This is a genomic window from Kitasatospora sp. NPDC048715, assembly GCF_043198905.1.
GTDB classification, from domain to species: Bacteria; Actinomycetota; Actinomycetes; order Streptomycetales; family Streptomycetaceae; genus Kitasatospora; species Kitasatospora lactacystinica.
This window is the reverse complement of record NZ_JBICVH010000013.1, coordinates 286,950-306,779: the sequence shown is the minus strand read 5'-3', so window position 1 is coordinate 306,779 and position 19,830 is coordinate 286,950. Positions and strand designations below refer to the sequence as shown.

Genomic DNA, 19,830 nt, shown 5'->3' with positions numbered 1-19,830 from the left:
CGCAGGAGCACCGCCATGACCGACACCCCCGCCAAGCCCGATCCGACGACACCCCGCGCCCGGTTCGCCCAGGCCCTGGAACGCCACCGGGCCGACCTCGACCTCGCCGCGGCCCCCGGGACCTCGACGCTCGCCGCCTGGTTCCTCGGCCCCAAGGCCGAGAACCAGCGGCTGCTGGAGGAGCTCGTCCTGGACGCCGTGCGCGCCAACGCCGCCGACCGTCGCGAGCTCTACCCGGACGACCCGCCCTACGTGACCGACGACATCAAGGCGTCCGACGGCTACCACCAGGACGTCAAGACCCTGCGCTCCGAGTTCGACACCCTGCTGAAGTCGCTGCGCGGCTCCGTCCCGGCGTACAGCTACCGGTTCCAGGGCCACATGAACTGGGACCTGACCATCCCCGGCATCGCGGGCTACTTCGCCGCCATGCTCTCCAACCCGAACAACGTCGCCGCCGAGGCCTCGCCGGTCACCACCCAGCTGGAGAGGACCGTCGGCGAGGACCTGTGCCGGCTGCTCGGCTACCGGACGGACACCTCCTGGGGGCACATCACCTGCGACGGCACCGTCGCGAACCTCGAAGCCGCCTGGTCGGCCCGCAACCTCACCTACCACCCCGTCGCCGTCGCCGAGGCCGTCCGCCGGGAGTCCGCCCTCGCCGCCGCCCGGAACCTCACCGTCCTCCTGCCGGACGGCACCGAGCACCTGCTGCCGGACCTCACCCCCTGGCAACTGGTGAACCTGCGGCCGGAGACCGTCCTCGACCTGCCCGCCCGAGTGCGCGAGGCCTGCGGGATCGAGGACGAGCGGCTGGGCATCGTCGACAAGTACACGATCCAGCACCTGGGGTACGAGGCCTTCCGCGCGTACCTCAAGGACGACGTCGCCCCCGGCGTGATCCTGGCGCCCGCCACGATGCACTACTCCTGGCCCAAGGCGGCCGCCGTGCTCGGCATCGGCCGCGGCCGCCTGCGCACGGTGGCCGTGGACCTCGACGCCCGGGCCGAGCTCCAGTCACGCCGCGAGCTGCTCGACACCTGCCTGCGCGACCACGAACCGGTGCTGCTGGACGTCGCCGTGATGGGCAGCACCGAACTGAGCGCCGTCGATCCGCTGGCCGGCATCCTCGCGCTCCGCGAGGCGTTCGGGGCGAAGGGCCTGTGCTACCCCGTCCACGCCGACTCCGCCTGGGGCGGCTACTTCGCCGCCGTCAAGCGCCCGCCCCGCCAGGCGCCTCCCGGCTACACCGGGGCCCGGATCACCCCCGACCTGGCGATGAGCGCCTACGTGAACCAGCAGTACGACCTGCTGCACCACGTCGACTCCATCAGCATCGACCCCCACAAGGCGGGCTACATCCCCTATCCGGCGGGCGGTCTGTGCTACCGAGACCGGCGCCAGCGCGAGCTGGTCGCCCTCGGCGCCGCCTACCTCGACCAGGGCGCCTACGACGCCAGCGTCGGCCTCTTCGGCATCGAGGGCTCCAAGCCCGGCGCCGCCGTGGCCGGTGTCTACCTCAGCCACCGGGTGATCCGCACGGACGCCGCCGGCTACGGGCGGATCCTCGGCCAGGCGCTGTTCAACAGCAAGCGGCTCTACGCGGCCGTCCGTACCATGGCCCGCCCCGACGACCCGTTCACCGTGACCACCGTCCAGCGCCTGCCCGCCGAGCGGGCCGCCCACCCGGGGGCGCAGGGCGTCGAGGAGCAGCTCGACTTCATCCGTCGGCGCATCGTGCCGTGGAGCAACGAGAAGCTCCTGGAGGACGACGAGGCCATGGCCCTGCTGAAGGAGCTCGGCTCCGACCAGATCATCATCGGCTACGCGTTCAACCCGGTCATCGACGGCAGGCCCAACACGGTGCTGCAGAAGGCCAACGACCTCAACGACCTGATCTACTCCAGGCTCAGCATCCGGCCGAGTGCCACCGAACCCCGGGTCCCGGCGCCGGAGGAGATGCCGCCCCTGATCCTCACCGGCTCCGAGTTCGATCCGGCCGTCTACGGTCAGGACTTCGTCGGTGACTTCCGCGCCCGGCTCGGCGTCACCGCCCACGAGGACGACCGGCTCCCGGTCCGCTACCTGATCTCCACCACCATGGACCCCTGGGTCACGGACACCGCCACCGGCGACTTCATCCCGCACATCGTGGACACCCTCCGCGACGTCGTCCTGAGCTGTATCGACGAGCTCCACCCGGTCGTCTGACCGTCCTCCCCGGGGCCGCCGGCCCGGCCCGATCCGGCCGGCCGGCGGCCCCGCGCACGGCGGCCTCACCGTTCGGCCGGGACCCCCGTTCCGGCGGCCCCGGCCGGGGCGGTGGCGTCGGCAGCGCCGGCCCCGGCCGGGGCACCGCGCGAACCGAGGAGCTGTGCGACCGGATCGGCGCTGCCCGTGGCGCTCAACTCCTGCACCAGCTCGCAGTTCCTGGCGATCCTGTCGGCGACCCACTCGCGCAGCCACTCGGACAGCTGCGGGAGCGGCAGGTCGGACGGGGCCAGCCCGGTGAGCACGCAGCCGGTCGCCGCCGCGCCGCCGACGTTGACGACCACGTCCGGCAGGACGGTGTGCCCGGCCTCGCGCAGCAGCCGGCGGGCCGGTGCGGTGCAGCTCAGGTTCCCGCCCTCGACCACCAGGCGGGCCCGGACCGCGGGCACGGCCTCCTCGTCGACCGCGGAGGCGGAGGCCGCCAGCACCAGTACGTCGGCGTCGACGTGCAGCCACGCCTGCCCGGGGCCGTGGACCGTGACCCGGTCGGGCAGCCGGCTCCGGTCGATCGTGCCGTCGCTGCTGGTGAGCGAGGCGAGTTCGGCGACGGGCAGTCCGCGCTGGTCCTCGACGGTGCCCCGGACGTCGGCCACGGCCACCACCCGGTGGCCGTGGGCGGCCAGGTGGCCGGCCACCGCGCGCCCGACGGTGCCGAAGCCCTGGATCGCGATGCGCTGCGGGGTCCGCGCCCCGGAGGCCCGTAGGGCGCCGAGCACCGCGACGGCCACGCCGAACCCGGTGATGTCGGCCATGTGGTCCCACAGTTCGGCCCAGCCGACGGTGAGGCGGGTGGTGCCGGGGAGGCGGGTGACGTCGTACCCGGCGGCCTCGAAGGCCAGCCGCCGGTCGGCGTAGGTGGTGCCCTGGTCGCAGCCCAGGTACACCCCGCCGTGCAGCAGCGGGGCCGCGGCGCGGCCGAACTCCCGCATCACCGCCTCCCGTTCGACGGTGGCGCCCGGAGCGGGGGCGATGCCGGCCTTGGCGCCACCGATGGGCAGGCCGACCAGCGCCAGCTTGTGGGTCATCGCCCTGGCGAGCCCGGTCAGCTCCTGCTCGGTCACCGTCCGGGTCATCCTGGTGCCGCCCATGGCGAGGCCGTCGACCATGGAGTCGACGACGACCCAGCCCCGGGCCCGGCACTCCGGGAGGTCCAGGGCGGTGGAGAGCACGGGCCCGGTCGCCCCGCGCGCACCGTGCGGCGCGAGCGTCGGGTTCACTGCGCACCGTCCTCCGGGACGGACCGCAGGCGCAGGCTGCGGGGGCGCATGTCGGTCCACACGCGTTCGATGTGCGCGAGGCATTCGTCCTTCGCGCCCTGCACGCCGACCTCGTGCCAGCCCGCCGGCGACTCGCGGTCGGCGGACCAGATCGAGTACTGCTCCTCGTCGTTGACGACGACCTTCCACTGCTCGGTTGCCGCGCTGGTCATGGCCTTACCTCCGGATGTCGCTGGTGGGTGGGGGGTCCGCCGGGCGGCGGACGGGTGGAGCCGGTTCGGGGCCGGCGTCGGGGCGGGTGCCGAGGCGGGCGTCGAGGCCGTCCAGCCAGCCCGGCAGGCTGGCGGTGCGCAGGAGGCCCGTCCCGACGAGCACACCGGCGAAGCCCTCCCCGAGCAGGCGGGCGGCGTCCTCGGGGCAGCGGACGGCTCCGGCACTCACCGGGCACCGGGTGCCGCTGTTCAGCACCGCGGGCAGGAGCGAGGAGCTCCGCCCGAGGTCGCCCGCGCCGCGTTCGCGGGTGGTGATGTCCTTGTTGTTCACCGCGACCACGCAGTCCTCGGCGCGTGGCACGCGGCTGATCTCCTCCTCGGTGGTGACCTCGACGAACGGCGTCAGGCCGAGGCGCAGGCCGAGGTCGACCAGGTGGCCCAGGGTGGCGCGGGGCAGCAGCGCGGCGGTGAGCAGGACCGCGGACGCGCCGCTCTCGCGGGCCTGGTGCAGTTGGCTCCGGCGGGTGATGAAGTCCTTCTGCAGCACGGGCAGGTCCGTCGCCGCCACGACCTCGCGCAGCAGGTCCTGGGTGCCGCCGAACCACCGCCCGGTCACCACGGACAGGCAGGGCGCGCCGACGTCCCGGTAGTCGGCGACCAGGCGGGTGGCCGACCTGTCACCGAACAGGTCGTTTCCCGCGGCGTCCTGCCGCTTGAGCTCCATGATCACCGGTCGGCGGGCGTCCAGCAGCGCCTCGATGAACTCGGCCGTCATCCGGGCACCCCGCTGCCGTCCGTCGCCCGCCAGCCGCGCCGCAGGGCCGTGACCCGGTCGGTGCTCAGCCGTCCGTCGGGGTCCCTGGCCGCCGTGTCCACGTCGATGCCCAGGAACAGGGGGTGGTCGACCACCTCCCGGTAGTCCTCCCGGTTGTCGGCCGTGATGCCGCCGGCGAGCAGGAAGGGGCGCGAGAGGCGGTCCGCGATCCCGAGGACGGCCGCGCGGTCCGCCGGTTGCCCGGTACTGCCGATCCGGCCGTCCCCGGCCACCGTGTCCAGCAGGAAGAGGTCCGTTCCCGCCCGCTCGTACGCCGCGATCAGGGACCGCTCCGCGCGGGTGTCCGTACCGAGGTGCAGCACCTTGACCACGGTGAGGTCCGTGGTGCTCTTCAGGGCGCGGACCAGGCCCGGCGGCTGGTAGCCGTGCAGTTGGACCCACGACACCCGGGCCGCGTCCGTCGCCGCGCGCAGCGCCCCGGCGTCGTCCAGGAAGGTCACGAGGACCGGACGCAGTCGCGCCGTTCGGTGCACGGCAACTGCCAGCACCGTCAATTGACGGAGCGTCAGGTCCGTGCGACCCCCCGGTACGCCGTGCCACAGGCCGACCAGGTCGGCTCCGGCCCTGTCGAGCGAGGCCACGTCCCCGGCCGAGGCGGCTCCGCAGATCTTGACCAGCATCAGGCGTCACAGCCCCAACATGGCGGCGACGCGGTTGCGTTGGATCTCCGAGGTGCCCGAGTAGATCGGGCCGGCGACCGCGTCGCGCACGTCCTTCTCCAGCCCGTACTCGGCCAGGTACCCGCTGCCGCCGAAGATCTGCACGGCGGCCAGTGCGGAGGAGAGGTTGCCCTCGCTGGCGACGAGCTTGCTGACGGCGATGTCCCTCGTGACGTTCTCGCCCTCCGTCAGCCGAACCGCCGTGTCGTAGAGCCATTTCCGCGCGGTGTCCAGGCCGATGCTCATGTCCACGAGCTTGTGGGAGATCGACTGGTACGAGCCGATCGGATGGCCGAACTGGACGCGCTCCTTGGCGTACTCGACGCAGCGGTCGAGCCGGTACCGCATCTGCCCGGTGTTGATGACGAAGGAGCAGAGGATCTCCCACTTCATCACGTGGTCCAGGACCAGGAACCCGGATCCGACCCGGCCGATCACGGCGGACGCGGGGACCCTGCAGTCGTCGAAGTGCAGTTCACCCAGCGGAGCGGTCCGCAGCCCCATGGTGGCGACGGGTGGCCCGACGACGAGCCCCGGGGTGTCCCGCTCCACGACGAAGGCGGTGATGCCGAGCGGGCCGCCGTTCGGGTGGGTGCGCGCGTAGACCACGAACACGTCGGCCACCGGGCCGTTGGTGATGAAGGACTTGCCGCCCCGCAGCACGAAGCCGTCGTCCTCGCGGGTGGCCGTGGTCCTCATCGCCAGCGCGTCGGAGCCGCTCTCGGTCTCGCTGATCGCGTGCGCCCCGATCGTCTCACCCGAGCAGATCCCCGGCAGGTAACGCGCTTTGAGCTCCGGTGAGCCGAACCGTTGCAGCGGGACCCCGGCGCCGACCAGGTGGGTGGCGACCGAGAAGTTCAGTCCGCCGTCACGGCATCCGGTACCGAGCTGTTCGAGCACGTGCATGGTGGTGAGCAGGTCCTGGCCCAGCCCGCCCCACCGCTCGTCGAACGGCAGGCCGAGGATTCCGGACCTCCGGATCAGCTTCCACTTGTCCCACGGGAAGGCGCCTTCGGCGTCCCCTTCGAGATGGCCCGAGCTGAGTTCCTCGCCCCACTGGGCGATCCCCTCGCCCAGGGCGATCTGGTCGGCGTTCCACCTGATCATCTGTCGGTCCTGTCAGTCCTGTCGGTCCTGTTAGTACTCGGAGAAATCGGCCGAGTCCAGGTTGTGGCGTTCGTCGCCGCGCAGCGCGGGCGAGAACACGCACACCAGGCGGAGGTCCTCCTCCGGGCTCGCGATCAGGAAGTGGGCGTCGTTGCGGTCGAGCGCGTACAGCGTGCCCGGCTCCAGCGGGTGGGAGGTGCCGTCGGTGTCCACGACCTCGCCCTTCCCCTCGATGCAGTAGCAGGCCTCCAGGTGGCGGCGGTACTCCAGCCGCGACTTGGTGCCGGCGCGGACGGTGGTGTCCGTCATCGTGTAGCCGAGGCCGTCGGATTCGAGCAGGAACCTGCGGCTGAGCCCGTTGCCCCAGTCCACGGTCTTCACGTCGGCAAGGTGTCGGACGATCATCGGTGTGCCTCCTAGTGGCTTGTCGAGTACGGCGAAACGGTCTGGATGAAGGTGTGGAACTCCTCGACCACGTCGGCCCCTTCGGCGAGGGCGCGCTCGATCCGGGCGACCCCGGCGCTGCCCACGACCGCGGCGTCGGCGCCGAGGTCGTGCAGCAGGGCGATGTCCGCCCGGGAGCGGACGCCGAATCCGACGGCGATCGGTGCGGTGGTCCTCGTCCGCAGTCCGGCCAGCGCGGCGGCCAGCTCCTGGTGGTCGGCGGTGAGCCCACCGCCGCTGCGGCCGTAGTGGGCCACCAGGTACAGGTACGCGGTGGCGCACTCGGCGGCCGCGGCCTTCACCTCGGCCGTCGACGCGGCGTAGCAGGTGGCGACCATGGGCAGCCCCGCCTCCCGCACCGCTTCCAGGCAGCCGGCCCGTAGCCGCGGTGGCAGGCCGTGCACCAGCAGCCCGTGGACGCCCGAGTCGGCGACCCGCCGCACGAAGCCGGGCACGGTCAGGTCCCTGACCGTGTGGCTCCAGTCGGCCAGCAGGGCCACCCGCAGGTGGCGCAGCCGGGGCAGGACCCCGCCGAGGAAGTCGAGCACCTCGTCGAGTCCGCCGCCGTCGGCCAGGGCCCGCTGCGCCGATCGGCGGATGACGGGCCCGTCGGTGACCGAGTTCGGAAAGGGCACCGCCAGCTCCAGGCAGTCCACCCGGCAGTCGTCGAGCATCCGCATGACGTCGGCCAGTACGGGCAGCGGGGGGTCTCCGGCGTTGAGGAACACCGCCAGGCCGGGCCGGTCCGGCGGCCGGTGTGCGAAGAACCCGCTCACCGCGCACGCACCGCGACCGCCGTGCGGCGCGCCGGCCGGGCGCGCAGGCGCTCGACGAGGTCGCGGGCGGCGCCGCTGCGCAGGGCGTCGTCGGCCGCCCCGATCGCCTCCGGCCACCCGTCGATCAGCCCGCTCGCGACGGCCAGCGCGGCGGCGTTCAGGCGGACGGTCCGCGTCGCGAGACCCGTCCCCTCCCCGGAGAGCACGCCGAGGAAGTGGGCGACCACGTCCTCGCCCTTTCCGGCCGGCCGCAGTTCGGCGATCGCGTCGGTCCCGGTCCCGGTCCCGGTTCCCGGAGCCTCGGCCGGCAGCCGGATCCCGTCGGTGCCGTCATTGGTGAGGACGACGTTGTCGACGGAACTGACGAGCTCGTCGATGCCCAGCTCGTTGGAGCACAGCCAGATCCTCCGGCCGGCGACGGTGGCCGCCGCGGTGGCGGCGACATGGCCCAGAGTCGGCACCAGCGAACGGTCCGAGACGCCGACGAGCTGGGCGGAGACCGGCACCGCGGCCAGGAAGGGGCCGACGGAGTTGATGAATCCGCCGATCATCCGAAGGTCCATCGGCACGATGCTCCGGGCCAGCAGCGCGACCTCCCGCGGGTAGACGAAGTTCCCCGGGAACGCGATGCCGAAGCGTTCCAGCAGGTCGTCGGTCTGCTCGTACGAGCTGGTCCTTCCGATGCCGAGACGGTCGAGCAGATCGTGGGAGCCGCAGCTGCTCGTGTAGGCGCGGGACCCCGTCTTGACGATGCGCACGCCCAGGGCCGCGGCGACGAACGCCGCCGCGGTGGAGATGTTGAACGTGGCCGGCCCGCCTCCGGTGCCGACGATGTTGGCCGTGCCGTCCAGCCGCGCGGGGACGGTCGGCCGCCGCTCGTCCAGCGAGCGGAGCATCGCGACCAGCGTGTCCCGATCGGGCATCCGGGTGGACAGCGAGGACAGCAGCGCCACCGTCTCGCCGGACCGCAGCGTGCCGTCGCGCAGCTGGTCCCAGAAGGACCCCCACAGCTCCTGGTCGACGGTGCGGTCCCGGTCGATCAGCGCTCGCAGCACCTCGTGCATGACTAGTGGGAGTCCGTCCGGTGCGGCTGGGCCTCTTCGATGAACCTGCTGATCGAGGCGACGGACCGGAAGCTGTCCGGGTCGAGGTCGAACTCCTCGACGCGCAGGTCGAAGCGGTCCTCGAGCCAGGCGATCGTCTTGAGCAGGCCGAGGCTGTCGATGACCCCGCCGTCCACGAGGTCGTAGTCGGAATCCAGCTCGTGCGCGCCGACGTCCGGCAGGAACTCCTCGATGATGAACCGGGTGACTGTCGCGGCGTGCTTCACGTGGCCGTTCCTTCGCTGGGCTGGGGCTGGGACTGTGGCTGGGACGGGGAGCAGGTGCGCTCGATGGGCGCGCGGTCGATCTTTCCGGTGGACGTCCTGGGCAGCGGGTCGTCCACGATCAGCAGGGTGGAGGGGACCGCGGTGAGCGGAAGCCGCTGTGCGCAGTGCCGGCGCAGGGCCAGCGAGTTCAGCCGACTGTCCGGGGCGCGACGGACCACGCTCCGCAGCAGGCGGCCGGCCACCGGGTCGGGCACGGCCAGCACGGCCGCCTCGACGACGTCGGGATGGTCGAGCAGCACCTGTTCGACCTCGTGGGTGTTGACCCGCGTGCCGCGGACCTTGACCTGGTGGTCGTTGCGGCCTTCCAGGGTGATGCGGCCGTCCCGGTCGCGCCGCACGAGGTCGCCGCTGCGGAAGTAGCGCCGCGTCTCCCCTTCGTGGCGGTGGGTCGCGAACCGGTCGGCGTTCTGGTCCCGGTCCAGGTAGCCGGTGGTCTGGAACGGCGTCGCGACATGCAGCTCGCCGGTTCCCGGCCCGGTCACGATCCCGCCGTCGGCATCGACGATCACCGCGTGGACGCCGGGCAGCGGGTGCCCGATCGGCACCGGGCCGTCCGCCGGCTCGGTGCCGTCGACCTCGTGCAGGAAGCTGTCGTTGGTCTCGGTGCAGCCGTAGACGTTGTAGAGCCGCGCGCCGGTGAACAGCTGCGGAAGCTCGGCCAGGCAGCGGGCGGGCATGCTGTCACCGGTGAAGACGACGTGCTCGACCGTGTCGAGCCGCCGGCCGCTCTCCGCGGCCGCGTCGACCAGCAGCCGGTAGAACATCGGTACCGCCTGGACGAGTTGGACCCGGTGGCGGGAGACGAGGTCCAGCAGGTGGCCCGGGTGGGTGGCCCGGGCCGGATCGACCAGGACGACGCGGCCGCCGTACTTGAGCGTGGTCCAGATGTCCAGCAGGCACAGGTCGAAGGTGAGCGGGGCGTAGTTGAGGACCGTGGTCCCCCGACGGATGCCGAACCGCTCGCCGGCCCAGGTGGTGAAGCGGTCCACCGCCCCTGTACTCAGCGGCACGATCTTCGGCTGCCCGGTGGAACCGGAGGTGGTGAACATGAAGGAGACGTCGGCGGGCTCCGTGTCGCGCGCCGCCCCCGGTTCCGCCGGCCGGTCCCCGGCGCCCGGCCCGGGCGCCCGGGGGCTGTCCGGAGTCAGGACGTGCCGGATTCCGGCCCGCTCCACCAACGCGTGGGACGTCCGCCCCTCCGGCGTGGGGGCCGGCAGCAGCAGGAAGCGCCGCCCTTCGAGCAGGCAGGCGAGCACCAGGGCGATCGTCGAGGGCGACTTGGCGGCCAGGATGCCGATCGGCTCGTTCCCGGCCGGGGCGAGCCGGGCGATCCGGACGCGCTCCCGCTCCGCCAGTCGGTGGAGTTCACCGTAGGTCGTCTCTTCTCCGTGCCACACCAGCGCCGGATCGCCGGGATGGCCGGTGGCGTGCGAGACGAATGAACCCACCAGGCTCTGCTGCTGCGTCATGCCTTCTCCGAGTTCATGCGAACGAAGTGGGTTCATATTCAACGGATGAGTTCATGCAACGGGTTCACCGATCTCATTCGGAACATTGAAGGGGCCGACGCGAAAGGGGCTCACCCGGCCGTCCACCTGGTGAAGGAAGAATTATCACGTGGCGCCCGTCCACGGAAGTGGGTTGCTCGATCCGCGTCATGACGGCACGTCAGAGACGGTTTCGCGGCCGATCGCGCCGATGCTAGCCGTCGAGCGTGTTCGATCTACATAAGGAATCCGGTGGACTGGCGTAAAGATTGTCTTGATGCCTGCAACCCCGTTTCCTGTCTTGCGGAGTGAGACGGGAGCTGCCTACTATCCGCCGTACTGATCGCGATGAAGCGAATCGGCGAGGGTATTTCCGGGGCGTTCGAGCGTTCCCGATCGCCGTGAAAGGTGGATCCGTCATGCCTGGCTCCGATCGGCGCGCGCACGCTCCGACCCTGTTGTCCTTCGCCCAGCAACGGCTGTGGTTCCTCGACCGGCTGCGGCCGGGTCGGCCGGACCACAACGTCCCGACCGCGGTTCGCCTGCGCGGCCGGCTGGACCAGGGCGCGCTCGTCCGGGCGCTGACCGAAGTCGTGCGGCGCCACGAGGTGTTGCGCGGCAGGATCGTCGACACCGACGACGGCCCGTGCCACGTCACGGACCCGGTCGAGACCTTCGTGCCGACGATCACCGATCTGACGCACGCCCCGGCGGAGCAGGCCCGGCAGCGGGTCCGGGAGCTGGTGGCCGCCGATCTGGCGACCCCGTTCGACCTCGGGGCCGCTCCGATGCTGCGGGCCCGGTTGATCCGCACCGCCCCCGACGACCACCTGCTGCTCCTGGTGATCCATCACATCGCCTGTGACGGCTGGTCGTTGTCGGTGCTGTGGCAGGAGATCTCCGCCGGGTACGGTGCCGCCGTCGAAGGCCGGCCGATCGCCCTGGCGGACCTTCCCGTCCAGTACGCCGATTTCGCGGACTGGCAACGGAGCCACCAGGACGGAACGGCGCTGCAGAACCAACTCGCCTACTGGCGCGAGCACTTGGCCGACCTGAGCCCGTCGGTGCTCCGGACGGACCGGGCCCGCCCCGCGGTGTGGTCGGGCCGGGGCGACCAGGTCGAGATCGAGATTCCCGCCGAACTCGCCGACCGCGTCCGCGCACTGGGGCGCGCCCACGAGGTCACGCCGTTCATGACGCTGCTGGCCGCCTTCCAGGTCCTGCTGGCGCGCTGCACGGGGCAGGCCGACGTGACGGTGGGGACGCCGATCTCCGGACGGACCCGGATCGAGCTGGAGCCGCTGATCGGCTTCTTCGTCAACACGCTCGTCCTGCGCACCGACCTGTCCGGTGACCCCGGCTTCACCGACGTGCTCGCCCGGGTGCGGCGGTGCGCGGTGGAGGCCTACGCCCACCAGGACGTCCCCTTCGAACGGCTGGTGCAGGAGCTGCGGCCCGAACGCGATCTGGGCCAGCACCCCCTGTTCACCGTCATGTTCCAGCTGGAGGATCCGCCGGCGCTCCCGTCCGGCCTCCCGGGGATCGAGGTGAGCGACCATCGGATACCGAACGAGGTGGCGAAGTTCGACATCGAGGTCTCCCTGACGGACCGCGGAGACCGCATCACCGGCGTCATCCGCTACGCCACCGACCTCTTCGACCGCGACACGGTGCGGCGACTCTCCGAGGGTTTCGGGGCGCTGCTCGACCAGCTCGTCGGCAGTCCCGAACGGCCGATATCGGCGTGGGAGACCCCTCCGGGCCTCCGTGCGAGCCGCTCCGCCCCCGCCACTCCCGCCGTGCCGCCCGCGGCCCCGCAGTCCGATGCCGACGGGGCCGGCGCTCCCGTCGTACGGACCGCGACCGAGACCGAGCTTCTCGTGCTGGAGACCTGGGCCGAGGTGCTCGGTGCCGCCCCGGACGACGTGCACGGCGACTTCTTCGAGCTGGGCGGCCATTCGCTCCTCGCGTCGAAGATCATGTCCCGACTCGGCCGGGCACTCGACCTCGAACTGCCGGTCACCCTGCTGTTCTTCCACCCGACCGTCGCCGAACTCGCAGACGCCGTCGACGCGGCGCTGCTGGCGGACCTCGGCGCCGCCGAAGCGGAACCACTTCCCGCCGAAGCGGAACCGCTCCCCGCCTCAGCGGAGCCGCTTACCGCCGAAGCCGAACCGCTCCCCGCCGGAAAGGCCCGTCACCCGTGAAGGCACCGCACAGTCGATCCGAGCCCGGCCGACCGACCGGCTCCACTCCGGCCACCACCCGGGCCCTGCTGGACCAACGCGTCCGCGCGGCCCGGAGCAGGGCCGCCGAGGGTGAGCCGGGGGACGCGGTCCCACGCCGCCCGGCGGGCGCGCAGGTGACCTCGTTCACCCAGGAACGCATGTGGCTGATCGAGCGGCTGTCCAACGGCCCCGCGATGTACAACGTCCACGAGGTCTTCCGGCTGCACGGCCCGCTGGACGTGGCCGCCCTCGGCCACGGCCTCACCGAGCTGGTGCGGCGCCACGAAGTCCTGCGCACCGCCTTCCCCGAGCAGGACGGGCGCCCCGTCCCCTCGGTCGAGCCGGCCCGGCCGCTCGACCTGCCCGTCACGGACCTGCGGGCCGAGCCCGCGGACCGCCGGACGCAGTTGGTCCTCGATCTCGTCCACGCCGAGATCCTGCGCCCGTTCGACCTGGCCACCGCCCCACTGCTGCGCGCGGCACTGCTGCGGGTCGACGAGGACGAGCACGTCCTGGTGGTGGTCGTCCACCACATCGCGGTCGACGGCTGGTCGATGCCGCTGCTGTGGGACGACCTGTCGGCGATGTACCGGAGCCGGCTGGAAGGCCGCGAGCACGAGCTGCCGCCCTTGCGGATCCAGTACGCGGACTTCGCCCACTGGCAGCGGGCCCGCCTCTCCGGCGAACGCCTGCAGCGCCAACTGGACTACTGGAGCGCACAGCTGTCCGGGCTGTCGCCGTTGGACCTGCCCACCGACCGCCCGCGCGGTCCGGTCCGCGCGGGCCGGGGCGAGCGGATCACCTTCACGGTGCCCGAGGAACTGGCCGGGCGGTTGCGGCTGCTGGGCCGGCGGCACGGCGCGACGATGTTCATGACGCTGCTCGCCGCGTTCCAGGCCCTGCTCGCCCGCTACAGCGGGCAGTCGGACGTGGCGGTCGGCACTCCGGTCGCGGGCCGGAACCGTCCGGAACTCGACCAGCTGGTGGGCTCGTTCATCAACACCGTGGTCATCCGCACCGACCTCGCGGGCGACCCGAGCTTCGCCGAGCTGCTCGATCGGGTCCGCCGGACCGCCGCGGACGCCTACGCGCACCAGGACGTGCCGTTCGAACGGCTGGTGCAGGAGCTGCGGCCGGCCCGCGGTCTCGACCGCAACCCGCTGTTCCAGGTGATGTTCGCCGGTCTGTCCGACCCGACCGCCTCCCTCCGGCTGGTGGGGACGGAGGTCGAACGGATCGAGGTCGACAACGGCACGGCCAAGGTCGACCTCAGCCTGGTGATCGCCGACGGGCCGGCCGGCCCGGGCGGGACGACCGGGACGGTGGCCTTCGACACCGATCTGTTCGACCGCGCGAGCGTGGAGCGCCTGGTCGGCCATTACCTCCGGCTGCTGGACGCCGCGTCCGGCGATCCCGACCGTCCCGTCTCGCGCCTGGAACTGCTCACCGAGGCCGAACGCGAGGCGCTGCTGGTGGCCGCCAACGCCACCGACGAACCCTTTCCCGCGGACCTCTGCGTGCACGAGCTGGTCGAGGAGCGGGCCCGGCTGACCCCCGACGCGGTGGCGGTCCGCTGCGGCGCCGAGCGACTGACCTACCGGGAACTCGACCGCCGGGCCAACCGGTTGGCCCGGCACCTACGAGCCCGGGGAGCGCGGCCGGAACGCCTGGTCGGCGTGTGCCTGCCGCGCTCGGCGGACCTGGTCGTGGCCCTGCTGGCCGTCCTCAAGTCGGGCGCCGCCTACCTGCCGCTGGACCCGGACCTCCCGGCACGGCGCATGTCCTTCATGCTCGCCGACGCCGACGTGCCGCTGCTGCTCACCCAGGACTCCCTGGCCGACCGGCTCCCGAACCACGGCGCCGCGACGGTGCGGATGGACACCGAGGCCCGGCTCATCGCGGCCCGGCCTGCGGACCCGCTGCCACCGCTCGCGACGCCCGCCAACCTGGCGTACTCGATCTACACCTCCGGTTCGACCGGCCGCCCCAAGGCCGTGCTGGTCCCGCACGAGGGCGTGGTCAACTACCTGGTGGTCCGCGGCCGGCAGCTGGACCTCGGCGGGGACGACGTCGTCGCCTCGGTGGCCTCGATCTCCTTCGACGTCATCGTCCCGCAGGTGCTCATGCCCCTGGCCTGGGGCGCGAGCGTGGTGATCGCCCCGTCGGAGGTCGCCGTCGACGGCCCGCGCCTGACGGAGATGATGGGCGAGTTCGGCGTCACCACGCTCATGGCCACACCCGCCACCTGGCTCCTGCTGCTGGACGGCGGATGGCAGGGCGGCCGGTTCCAGGCGATCTGCGTGGGTGAACCGCTCCAGCCCGCCCTGGCCCGGCGGCTCCTCGACCGGGTCTCCACGCTGTGGAACGGCTACGGTCCCACCGAGGCGTCCGTCGGCTGTGTCACCCGGCGCGTGGACGCCGAACGGGACCTGGCCCGGCCGGGCGGGTCCGTGCCGATCGGCCGGCCGCTCGGCAACCTCCGGATCCACCTGCTGGACCCGGCGGGCGCCCCGGTGCCGGTCGGCGTACCGGGGGAGATCCACATCGGCGGGGTCGGCGTCACCCGCGGGTACGCCAACCGGCCGGGGCTGACCGCCGAGCGCTTCGTGCCGGATCCCTTCGGTGCGGCCGGCGGCCGGCTGTACCGGACCGGCGACCTGGCGCGGTACCTGCCGGACGGCAGCCTCGTCTTCCTCGGCCGCACCGACGAGCAGGTGAAGATCCGGGGATACCGGATCGAGCTGGGCGAGATCGAGGCCGCGCTGTGCGCGCGGCCCGGTGTCGCCAGGGCCGCGGTGACGGTGCGCGGCGGCGGGACGGACGCCGAACTGGCCGGCTACCTGGTGTGGCAGGACCGGCCCGGTGACCTGGGGGACCTGCGGCGCTCCCTGCGCGAGACCCTGCCCGAGTTCATGGTGCCCACGACGCTGACCGCACTCGACCGGATCCCGTTGACCACCAACGGCAAGGTGGACCGCGGGGCCCTGCCCGCGCCCGCCCGCCACGGCCACGGGGCGGGTGCGCTACCGCCGCGGGACCTGCCGGAACTCCTGATGACCGGGATCTGGGAGCGTGTGCTGGGCACCCCGCGGGTCGGCGTCCGGGACGACTTCTTCGCGCTGGGCGGGCACTCGCTCAGGGCGGTCGAGCTCGTGGAGGCGATCCGGCGGGAGTGGGGGGTCACCGTGCCGCTGAACACGGTGTTCCGCCATCCCACCGTCGAGGGCCTGTGCGCGGAACTGCCCAACGCGTCCCGGGCCCTGCGCCGGATCGTCGTCCCGCTGGCAGAGGGGGACCGCCGCAGGGCGCCGCTGATCCTGGTGCACCCGCAGAGCGGCGACGTGTGCTCCTTCCTCCACCTCGCCGGACAGCTCACCGAGCGCCTCACCGAATCCCCTGCGGGCGCCCGGCCCGTCCACGGCCTGGAGGCCGTCGGCTACAACACCGACGAGCCGCCCCTGGCCACCGTCGAGGAGCAGGCGCAGCGCTACCTGCGGGAGCTGCGGTCCGTGCTGCCCGACGGCCCGTACCTGCTGGCCGGCTGGTCCTTCGGCGGGCTGGTCGCCTTCGAGATGGCCCGCCTGCTGGAGGAGCAGGGGAACCCCCCGGGATTCCTCGGGATCATCGACGTCGGAGCGCCCGCGTCCACCACTGGAGCCGACGACGGGGCGGACGGGGACCTCCACGAGCTCGACGAGCAGGCCGCCCTCTCGCTGCTGCTCCACGACGCCGACGACCGTGAGCGCCTGCCCGAGCGGGTGCGAACCGAACAACTGCGGCGCATGGCACGGGTGTTCACCACCAACGGCGCCGCCGCCCGGCGCTACCGGTCGGCAGCACGGCTGCGGACACCGATCCACCTGTTCACGAGCGCCGAGACCCACCCCGAACTGGGCGGCCCGGTCGTGGTCCCCGCCCGGTGGCAGGACCGCACCCGGGGGGCGTTGAGCGTGGTCGAGGTCCCCGGCAACCACCACGACATGCTGTCGCCGCCGCACGTCGCCCCCTTCGCCGACGCGCTGTCGGCCGTCCTGGAGGAGCTCGGATGAGTGACGGACACGAGTTGCCGCTGTCGTCGGCGCAGTCCGGCATCTGGTTCGCCCACCACCTGCGCCCCGGCAGCCCCGCCTACAACACCGGCGAGTACGTGGACATCCCCGGGCCGATCGACCCGGAGCTGTTCGAGACGGCCGTGCGCCGCGTGGTGGACGAGACCGAGTCACTGCGGGTCCGCCTCACCGACGGTGCCGACGGCCCCCGGCAGGTCGTCACCCCGGCGCCCGACTGGACGATGCACCACGTCGACCTCACGTCGACACCGGATCCGCTGCGGGCGGCCGAGCGCTGGATGCGCGCCGACCTGTCCACGCCGGTCGGGCTCACCCGGGACCCGCTGTTCCGCCAGGCCCTGTTCACCGTCGCGCCGGACCGCTTCCTCTGGTACCAGCGCGTCCACCACATCGTGGTCGACGGCTTCAGCATGTCGCTCATCGCGCGCCGCGTCGCCAAGACCTACACCGGACTGGTCGAGGGCAGGGACGGGACAGGACCGGCCTTCGGGCCGCTGAGCGCCCTGCTGGCGCACGACGCCGCCCACCACGCCTCCGAACAGCCGGAGCGGGACCGGAAGTTCTGGGCGGCCCGGCTGGCCGGCCGACCGGACCCGGTCAGCCTCGCCAGCCGCTCGGCGGCCGCCTCGGACGGCTTCCTGCGCCGTACCGGCAGCCTCGACGCACCGACCCTGGCCGCGCTGCGACGGGCCGCGCGACCCGCCGGGGCGAGCTGGCCCACCGCCTTCACCGCGACGGTCGCCGCGTACCTCCACCGCCTCAGCGGCGAACGGGACATCGTGCTCAGCATGCCGGTGACCGGGCGCACCGGCTCCTCCGTGCCGACCGTCCCCGGCATGGTGGCGAACGTGGTGCCGCTGCGGCTGAGCGTGCACCCCGGACAGGGTCTGTCCGCCCTCGCGCGACAGGTGGCCGAGGAGGTCGCCGCCCAGCGCCCGCACCAGCGCCACCGCACCGAGGACCTGCGCAGGGAGCTGGACCCCGCACGCTCGGAGCGGGTCCTCTTCGGGCCCGTCGTCAACATCATGTCCTTCTACTACCACCTGGACTTCGCGGGGGTCCGGGCCACCGTGCACAACCTGTCCAACGGGCCGGTCGAGGACCTCTCGTTCTCCGTCTACGACCGCTCCGACGGCACCGAGCCCCGGCTCGACGTCGACGCGAACCCCGCGCTCTACTCAGAGGCCGAACTCGCCTCCCACCAGCAGCGGTTCCTCCGGTTCCTGAACGCGGTGGCCGCCGACCCGGACCGGCCGATCGGCCGGCCCGACCTCCTCACCCCCGAGGAACGGCACCGGACCGTCGTGGCCGCCAACCGCACCACGCGGCCCCTGCCGCACCCGACGGTGCCGCTGGCCTTCGCGGCCGAGGCCGCGCGCACACCCGACGCGCCCGCCGTGGTGTGCGGGGAAACCACCCTGTCCTACGCGGAGTTGAACGCCCGCGCCAACCGGCTGGCCCACCGGCTCATCGCCCTGGGCGTCCGCTGCGACAGCACAGTGGCCGTGCTCATGGAACGCTCCGCCGACGTGGTGGTGGCGGTCCTGGCGATCGGCAAGGCCGGCGGCGCCTACGTGCCGCTGGACACCCGGGCCCCGACGGCCCGCCTGCGGCGCGTCCTGGACGACACCGGGGCGGCGGTGCTGCTCACCCACCGGGCCACCCGGGAGCACGCACCGTCCCACGGCACACCGGAGGTCGTCGTCGACGCCGACCCCGGCCTCGCCGACGAGCCGGCCACCGACCCCGTCGTGCCGCTGCGCCCGGACCACCTGGCGTGCGTGCTGTACACCTCGGGGTCCACGGGCTCGCCGAAGGGCGTGGCCCTGAGCCACCGCAACGTCATCAGCCTCACCGCGCAAGGCTGTTGGCGCGAACAGGACGGCCCGCGCGTGCTCGCGCACTCCCCGCACGCCTTCGACGCCTCGACCTTCGAGTGGTGGGTGCCGCTGCTCAACGGGGGCCGGGTGGTCGTGGCCCCGCCCGGGGAGCTGGCGCTCTCCGACCTCCACCGGCTGATCGTCGACCACCGGGTCGGCACGCTGTGGTTGACGGCCGGGCTGTTCCGGGTGTTCGCCGAGGAGTCCCCCGGCACACTGGCCGGGGTCGGCCAGGTGTGGACCGGCGGTGACATCGTGCCGGCCGACGCGGTACGGCGCGTCCTGGCACGGTGTCCGGACTCCGTGGTGGTCGCCGGGTACGGCCCGACCGAAGCCGCCACCTTCACCACCCGCCGGGTGCTCCGCCCCGGTGAGGCCGTGCCCGACGTCGTCCCCCTCGGCCGGCCGATGGACAACAGGCGGGTGTACGTCCTGGACGAGGCGCTGTCGCCGGTGCCGCCGGGGGTGGCCGGCATGCTGCACGTCGCCGGTGCGGGCGTGGCGCGCGGGTACCTGAACGACCCCCGCCGGACGGCCGGCCAGTTCGTGCCGTGCCCGTTCGGCGAACCGGGGGAGCGGATGTACCGCACGGGCGACGTGGTCCGCTGGAACGCGGAGGGGGAGCTGGAGTTCCTCGGCCGCGCGGACGAGCAGGTCAAGCTCCACGGCTTCCGCATCGAACTGGGCGAGATCGAGGCGGTGCTGGCCGGGCACCCCGCCGTCGCCCAGGCGACCGTGGTCGCCGGCCCGGGTGCCCCGCCCGGCCGGCGTCTGATCGGCTACGTCGTCCCGGCCGGGGACCCGGCGCTCGACCCGGCGTCGGTGCGGGAGCACGCCTCGGCGGCGCTGCCGGACTACATGGTGCCCTCGGTGATCGTCACGCTCGACGCCTTTCCCCTGACCCCCAGAGGGAAGATCGACCGGGCCGCGCTGCCCGTCCCGGACCCCGCACCGGCGCCGTCCGGCCCCGGGCCGCGCACCCCGGCGGAGCGGACGATGTGCGCGCTGTTCGCCGAGGTGCTCGGCCGGCCCACGGTGGGCGTCGACGACGGTTTCTTCGCGCTGGGCGGCAATTCCCTGCTCGCGACCAGGCTGGTCAACCGGGTGCGGGTGGGGTTCGGCCGCGAACTCACCCTCGGCGCCCTGTTCCAGGCGCCCACGCCGGCGCGCCTGGTCGACGCGCTCGACGACGCCCCGGACTCCGCGGCCGTACCGGACCTCGCACCACGCACACGACTCTGACAGCTCCGACAG

Annotated in this window: 14 protein-coding genes; 4 read left to right on the top strand and 10 right to left on the bottom strand. The window is 73.0% G+C overall.

What is annotated here, in order from left to right; all coding sequences use genetic code 11:
- The first annotated feature begins 15 nt into the window (after positions 1–15).
- Positions 16–2,211: a hypothetical protein gene (locus tag ACGFSC_RS24850; RefSeq protein WP_359908862.1), complete on the top strand. Its 2,196-nt coding sequence runs from the start codon at positions 16–18 to the stop codon at positions 2,209–2,211.
- 65 nt (positions 2,212–2,276) lie between these two features.
- On the opposite strand, the gene ACGFSC_RS24845 is transcribed toward ACGFSC_RS24850, so the two are convergent.
- Genes ACGFSC_RS24845 through ACGFSC_RS24800 form a run of 10 tightly spaced genes read right to left on the bottom strand, consistent with a single transcriptional unit; the run spans position 2,277 to position 10,380 of the window.
- Entirely contained in the window at positions 2,277–3,488 is a 1,212-nt protein-coding gene (locus ACGFSC_RS24845; protein WP_359908865.1) for a Glu/Leu/Phe/Val dehydrogenase dimerization domain-containing protein, read from the bottom strand.
- Entirely contained in the window at positions 3,485–3,700 is a 216-nt protein-coding gene (locus ACGFSC_RS24840; RefSeq protein ID WP_359908868.1) for an MbtH family NRPS accessory protein, read from the bottom strand. Before ACGFSC_RS24840 ends, ACGFSC_RS24845 begins: the two co-directional genes overlap by 4 nt.
- A 4-nt stretch (positions 3,701–3,704) precedes the next feature.
- The gene (locus tag ACGFSC_RS24835; RefSeq protein WP_359908871.1) at positions 3,705–4,475 is read right to left on the bottom strand and encodes an indole-3-glycerol-phosphate synthase; all 771 of its coding nucleotides are present in this window, start codon (positions 4,473–4,475) and stop codon (positions 3,705–3,707) included.
- Complete coding sequence (locus ACGFSC_RS24830) at positions 4,472–5,155, bottom strand: N-(5'-phosphoribosyl)anthranilate isomerase (protein WP_359908874.1); 684 nt, start codon at positions 5,153–5,155, stop codon at positions 4,472–4,474. The genes ACGFSC_RS24835 and ACGFSC_RS24830 overlap by 4 nt, the downstream gene beginning before the upstream one ends.
- A 6-nt stretch (positions 5,156–5,161) precedes the next feature.
- The gene (locus tag ACGFSC_RS24825) at positions 5,162–6,301 is read right to left on the bottom strand and encodes an acyl-CoA dehydrogenase family protein (RefSeq protein WP_359908877.1); all 1,140 of its coding nucleotides are present in this window, start codon (positions 6,299–6,301) and stop codon (positions 5,162–5,164) included.
- A 30-nt stretch (positions 6,302–6,331) separates the two neighbouring features.
- Complete coding sequence (locus ACGFSC_RS24820) at positions 6,332–6,706, bottom strand: ectoine synthase (RefSeq protein ID WP_049650325.1); 375 nt, start codon at positions 6,704–6,706, stop codon at positions 6,332–6,334.
- A gap of 11 nt (positions 6,707–6,717) precedes the next feature.
- Positions 6,718–7,521, bottom strand: coding sequence for a tryptophan synthase subunit alpha (trpA, locus tag ACGFSC_RS24815; protein WP_359908880.1), 804 nt, complete (start codon positions 7,519–7,521; stop codon positions 6,718–6,720).
- The gene (locus ACGFSC_RS24810; protein ID WP_359908883.1) at positions 7,518–8,585 is read right to left on the bottom strand and encodes an anthranilate phosphoribosyltransferase; all 1,068 of its coding nucleotides are present in this window, start codon (positions 8,583–8,585) and stop codon (positions 7,518–7,520) included. The genes trpA and ACGFSC_RS24810 overlap by 4 nt, the downstream gene beginning before the upstream one ends.
- A gap of 2 nt (positions 8,586–8,587) precedes the next feature.
- Positions 8,588–8,851 carry an acyl carrier protein gene (locus ACGFSC_RS24805; RefSeq protein WP_359908886.1) on the bottom strand — a complete coding sequence of 88 codons (264 nt, stop codon included), beginning with the start codon at positions 8,849–8,851 and terminating at the stop codon, positions 8,588–8,590.
- Positions 8,848–10,380 (bottom strand): AMP-binding protein, encoded by a 1,533-nt coding sequence (locus tag ACGFSC_RS24800; protein WP_359908889.1) that lies wholly within the window; start codon positions 10,378–10,380, stop codon positions 8,848–8,850. The genes ACGFSC_RS24805 and ACGFSC_RS24800 overlap by 4 nt, the downstream gene beginning before the upstream one ends.
- 437 nt (positions 10,381–10,817) lie before the next feature.
- Between ACGFSC_RS24800 and ACGFSC_RS24795 the strand changes: the two genes are divergently transcribed.
- The 3 genes from ACGFSC_RS24795 to ACGFSC_RS24785 all read left to right on the top strand — a co-directional run bounded on the left by ACGFSC_RS24795 (position 10,818) and on the right by ACGFSC_RS24785 (position 19,818).
- Positions 10,818–12,605, top strand: coding sequence for a condensation domain-containing protein (locus tag ACGFSC_RS24795; protein ID WP_359908892.1), 1,788 nt, complete (start codon positions 10,818–10,820; stop codon positions 12,603–12,605).
- A gap of 155 nt (positions 12,606–12,760) precedes the next feature.
- Positions 12,761–16,675, top strand: coding sequence for an amino acid adenylation domain-containing protein (locus tag ACGFSC_RS24790; RefSeq protein WP_359908895.1), 3,915 nt, complete (start codon positions 12,761–12,763; stop codon positions 16,673–16,675).
- The gene (locus ACGFSC_RS24785; protein ID WP_359908898.1) at positions 16,672–19,818 is read left to right on the top strand and encodes an amino acid adenylation domain-containing protein; all 3,147 of its coding nucleotides are present in this window, start codon (positions 16,672–16,674) and stop codon (positions 19,816–19,818) included. Before ACGFSC_RS24790 ends, ACGFSC_RS24785 begins: the two co-directional genes overlap by 4 nt.
- Positions 19,819–19,830: the final 12 nt, after the last annotated feature.

Coding starts and splice junctions, on each gene's coding strand:
- ACGFSC_RS24850 (WP_359908862.1), top strand. CDS start 16: ATGACCGACACCCCCGCCAAGCCCGATCCGACGACACCCCGCGCCCGG.
- ACGFSC_RS24840 (WP_359908868.1), bottom strand. CDS start 3,700: ATGACCAGCGCGGCAACCGAGCAGTGGAAGGTCGTCGTCAACGACGAG.
- ACGFSC_RS24835 (WP_359908871.1), bottom strand. CDS start 4,475: ATGACGGCCGAGTTCATCGAGGCGCTGCTGGACGCCCGCCGACCGGTG.
- ACGFSC_RS24830 (WP_359908874.1), bottom strand. CDS start 5,155: ATGCTGGTCAAGATCTGCGGAGCCGCCTCGGCCGGGGACGTGGCCTCG.
- ACGFSC_RS24825 (WP_359908877.1), bottom strand. CDS start 6,301: ATGATCAGGTGGAACGCCGACCAGATCGCCCTGGGCGAGGGGATCGCC.
- ACGFSC_RS24820 (WP_049650325.1), bottom strand. CDS start 6,706: ATGATCGTCCGACACCTTGCCGACGTGAAGACCGTGGACTGGGGCAAC.
- ACGFSC_RS24810 (WP_359908883.1), bottom strand. CDS start 8,585: ATGCACGAGGTGCTGCGAGCGCTGATCGACCGGGACCGCACCGTCGAC.
- ACGFSC_RS24800 (WP_359908889.1), bottom strand. CDS start 10,380: ATGACGCAGCAGCAGAGCCTGGTGGGTTCATTCGTCTCGCACGCCACC.
- ACGFSC_RS24795 (WP_359908892.1), top strand. CDS start 10,818: ATGCCTGGCTCCGATCGGCGCGCGCACGCTCCGACCCTGTTGTCCTTC.
- ACGFSC_RS24785 (WP_359908898.1), top strand. CDS start 16,672: ATGAGTGACGGACACGAGTTGCCGCTGTCGTCGGCGCAGTCCGGCATC.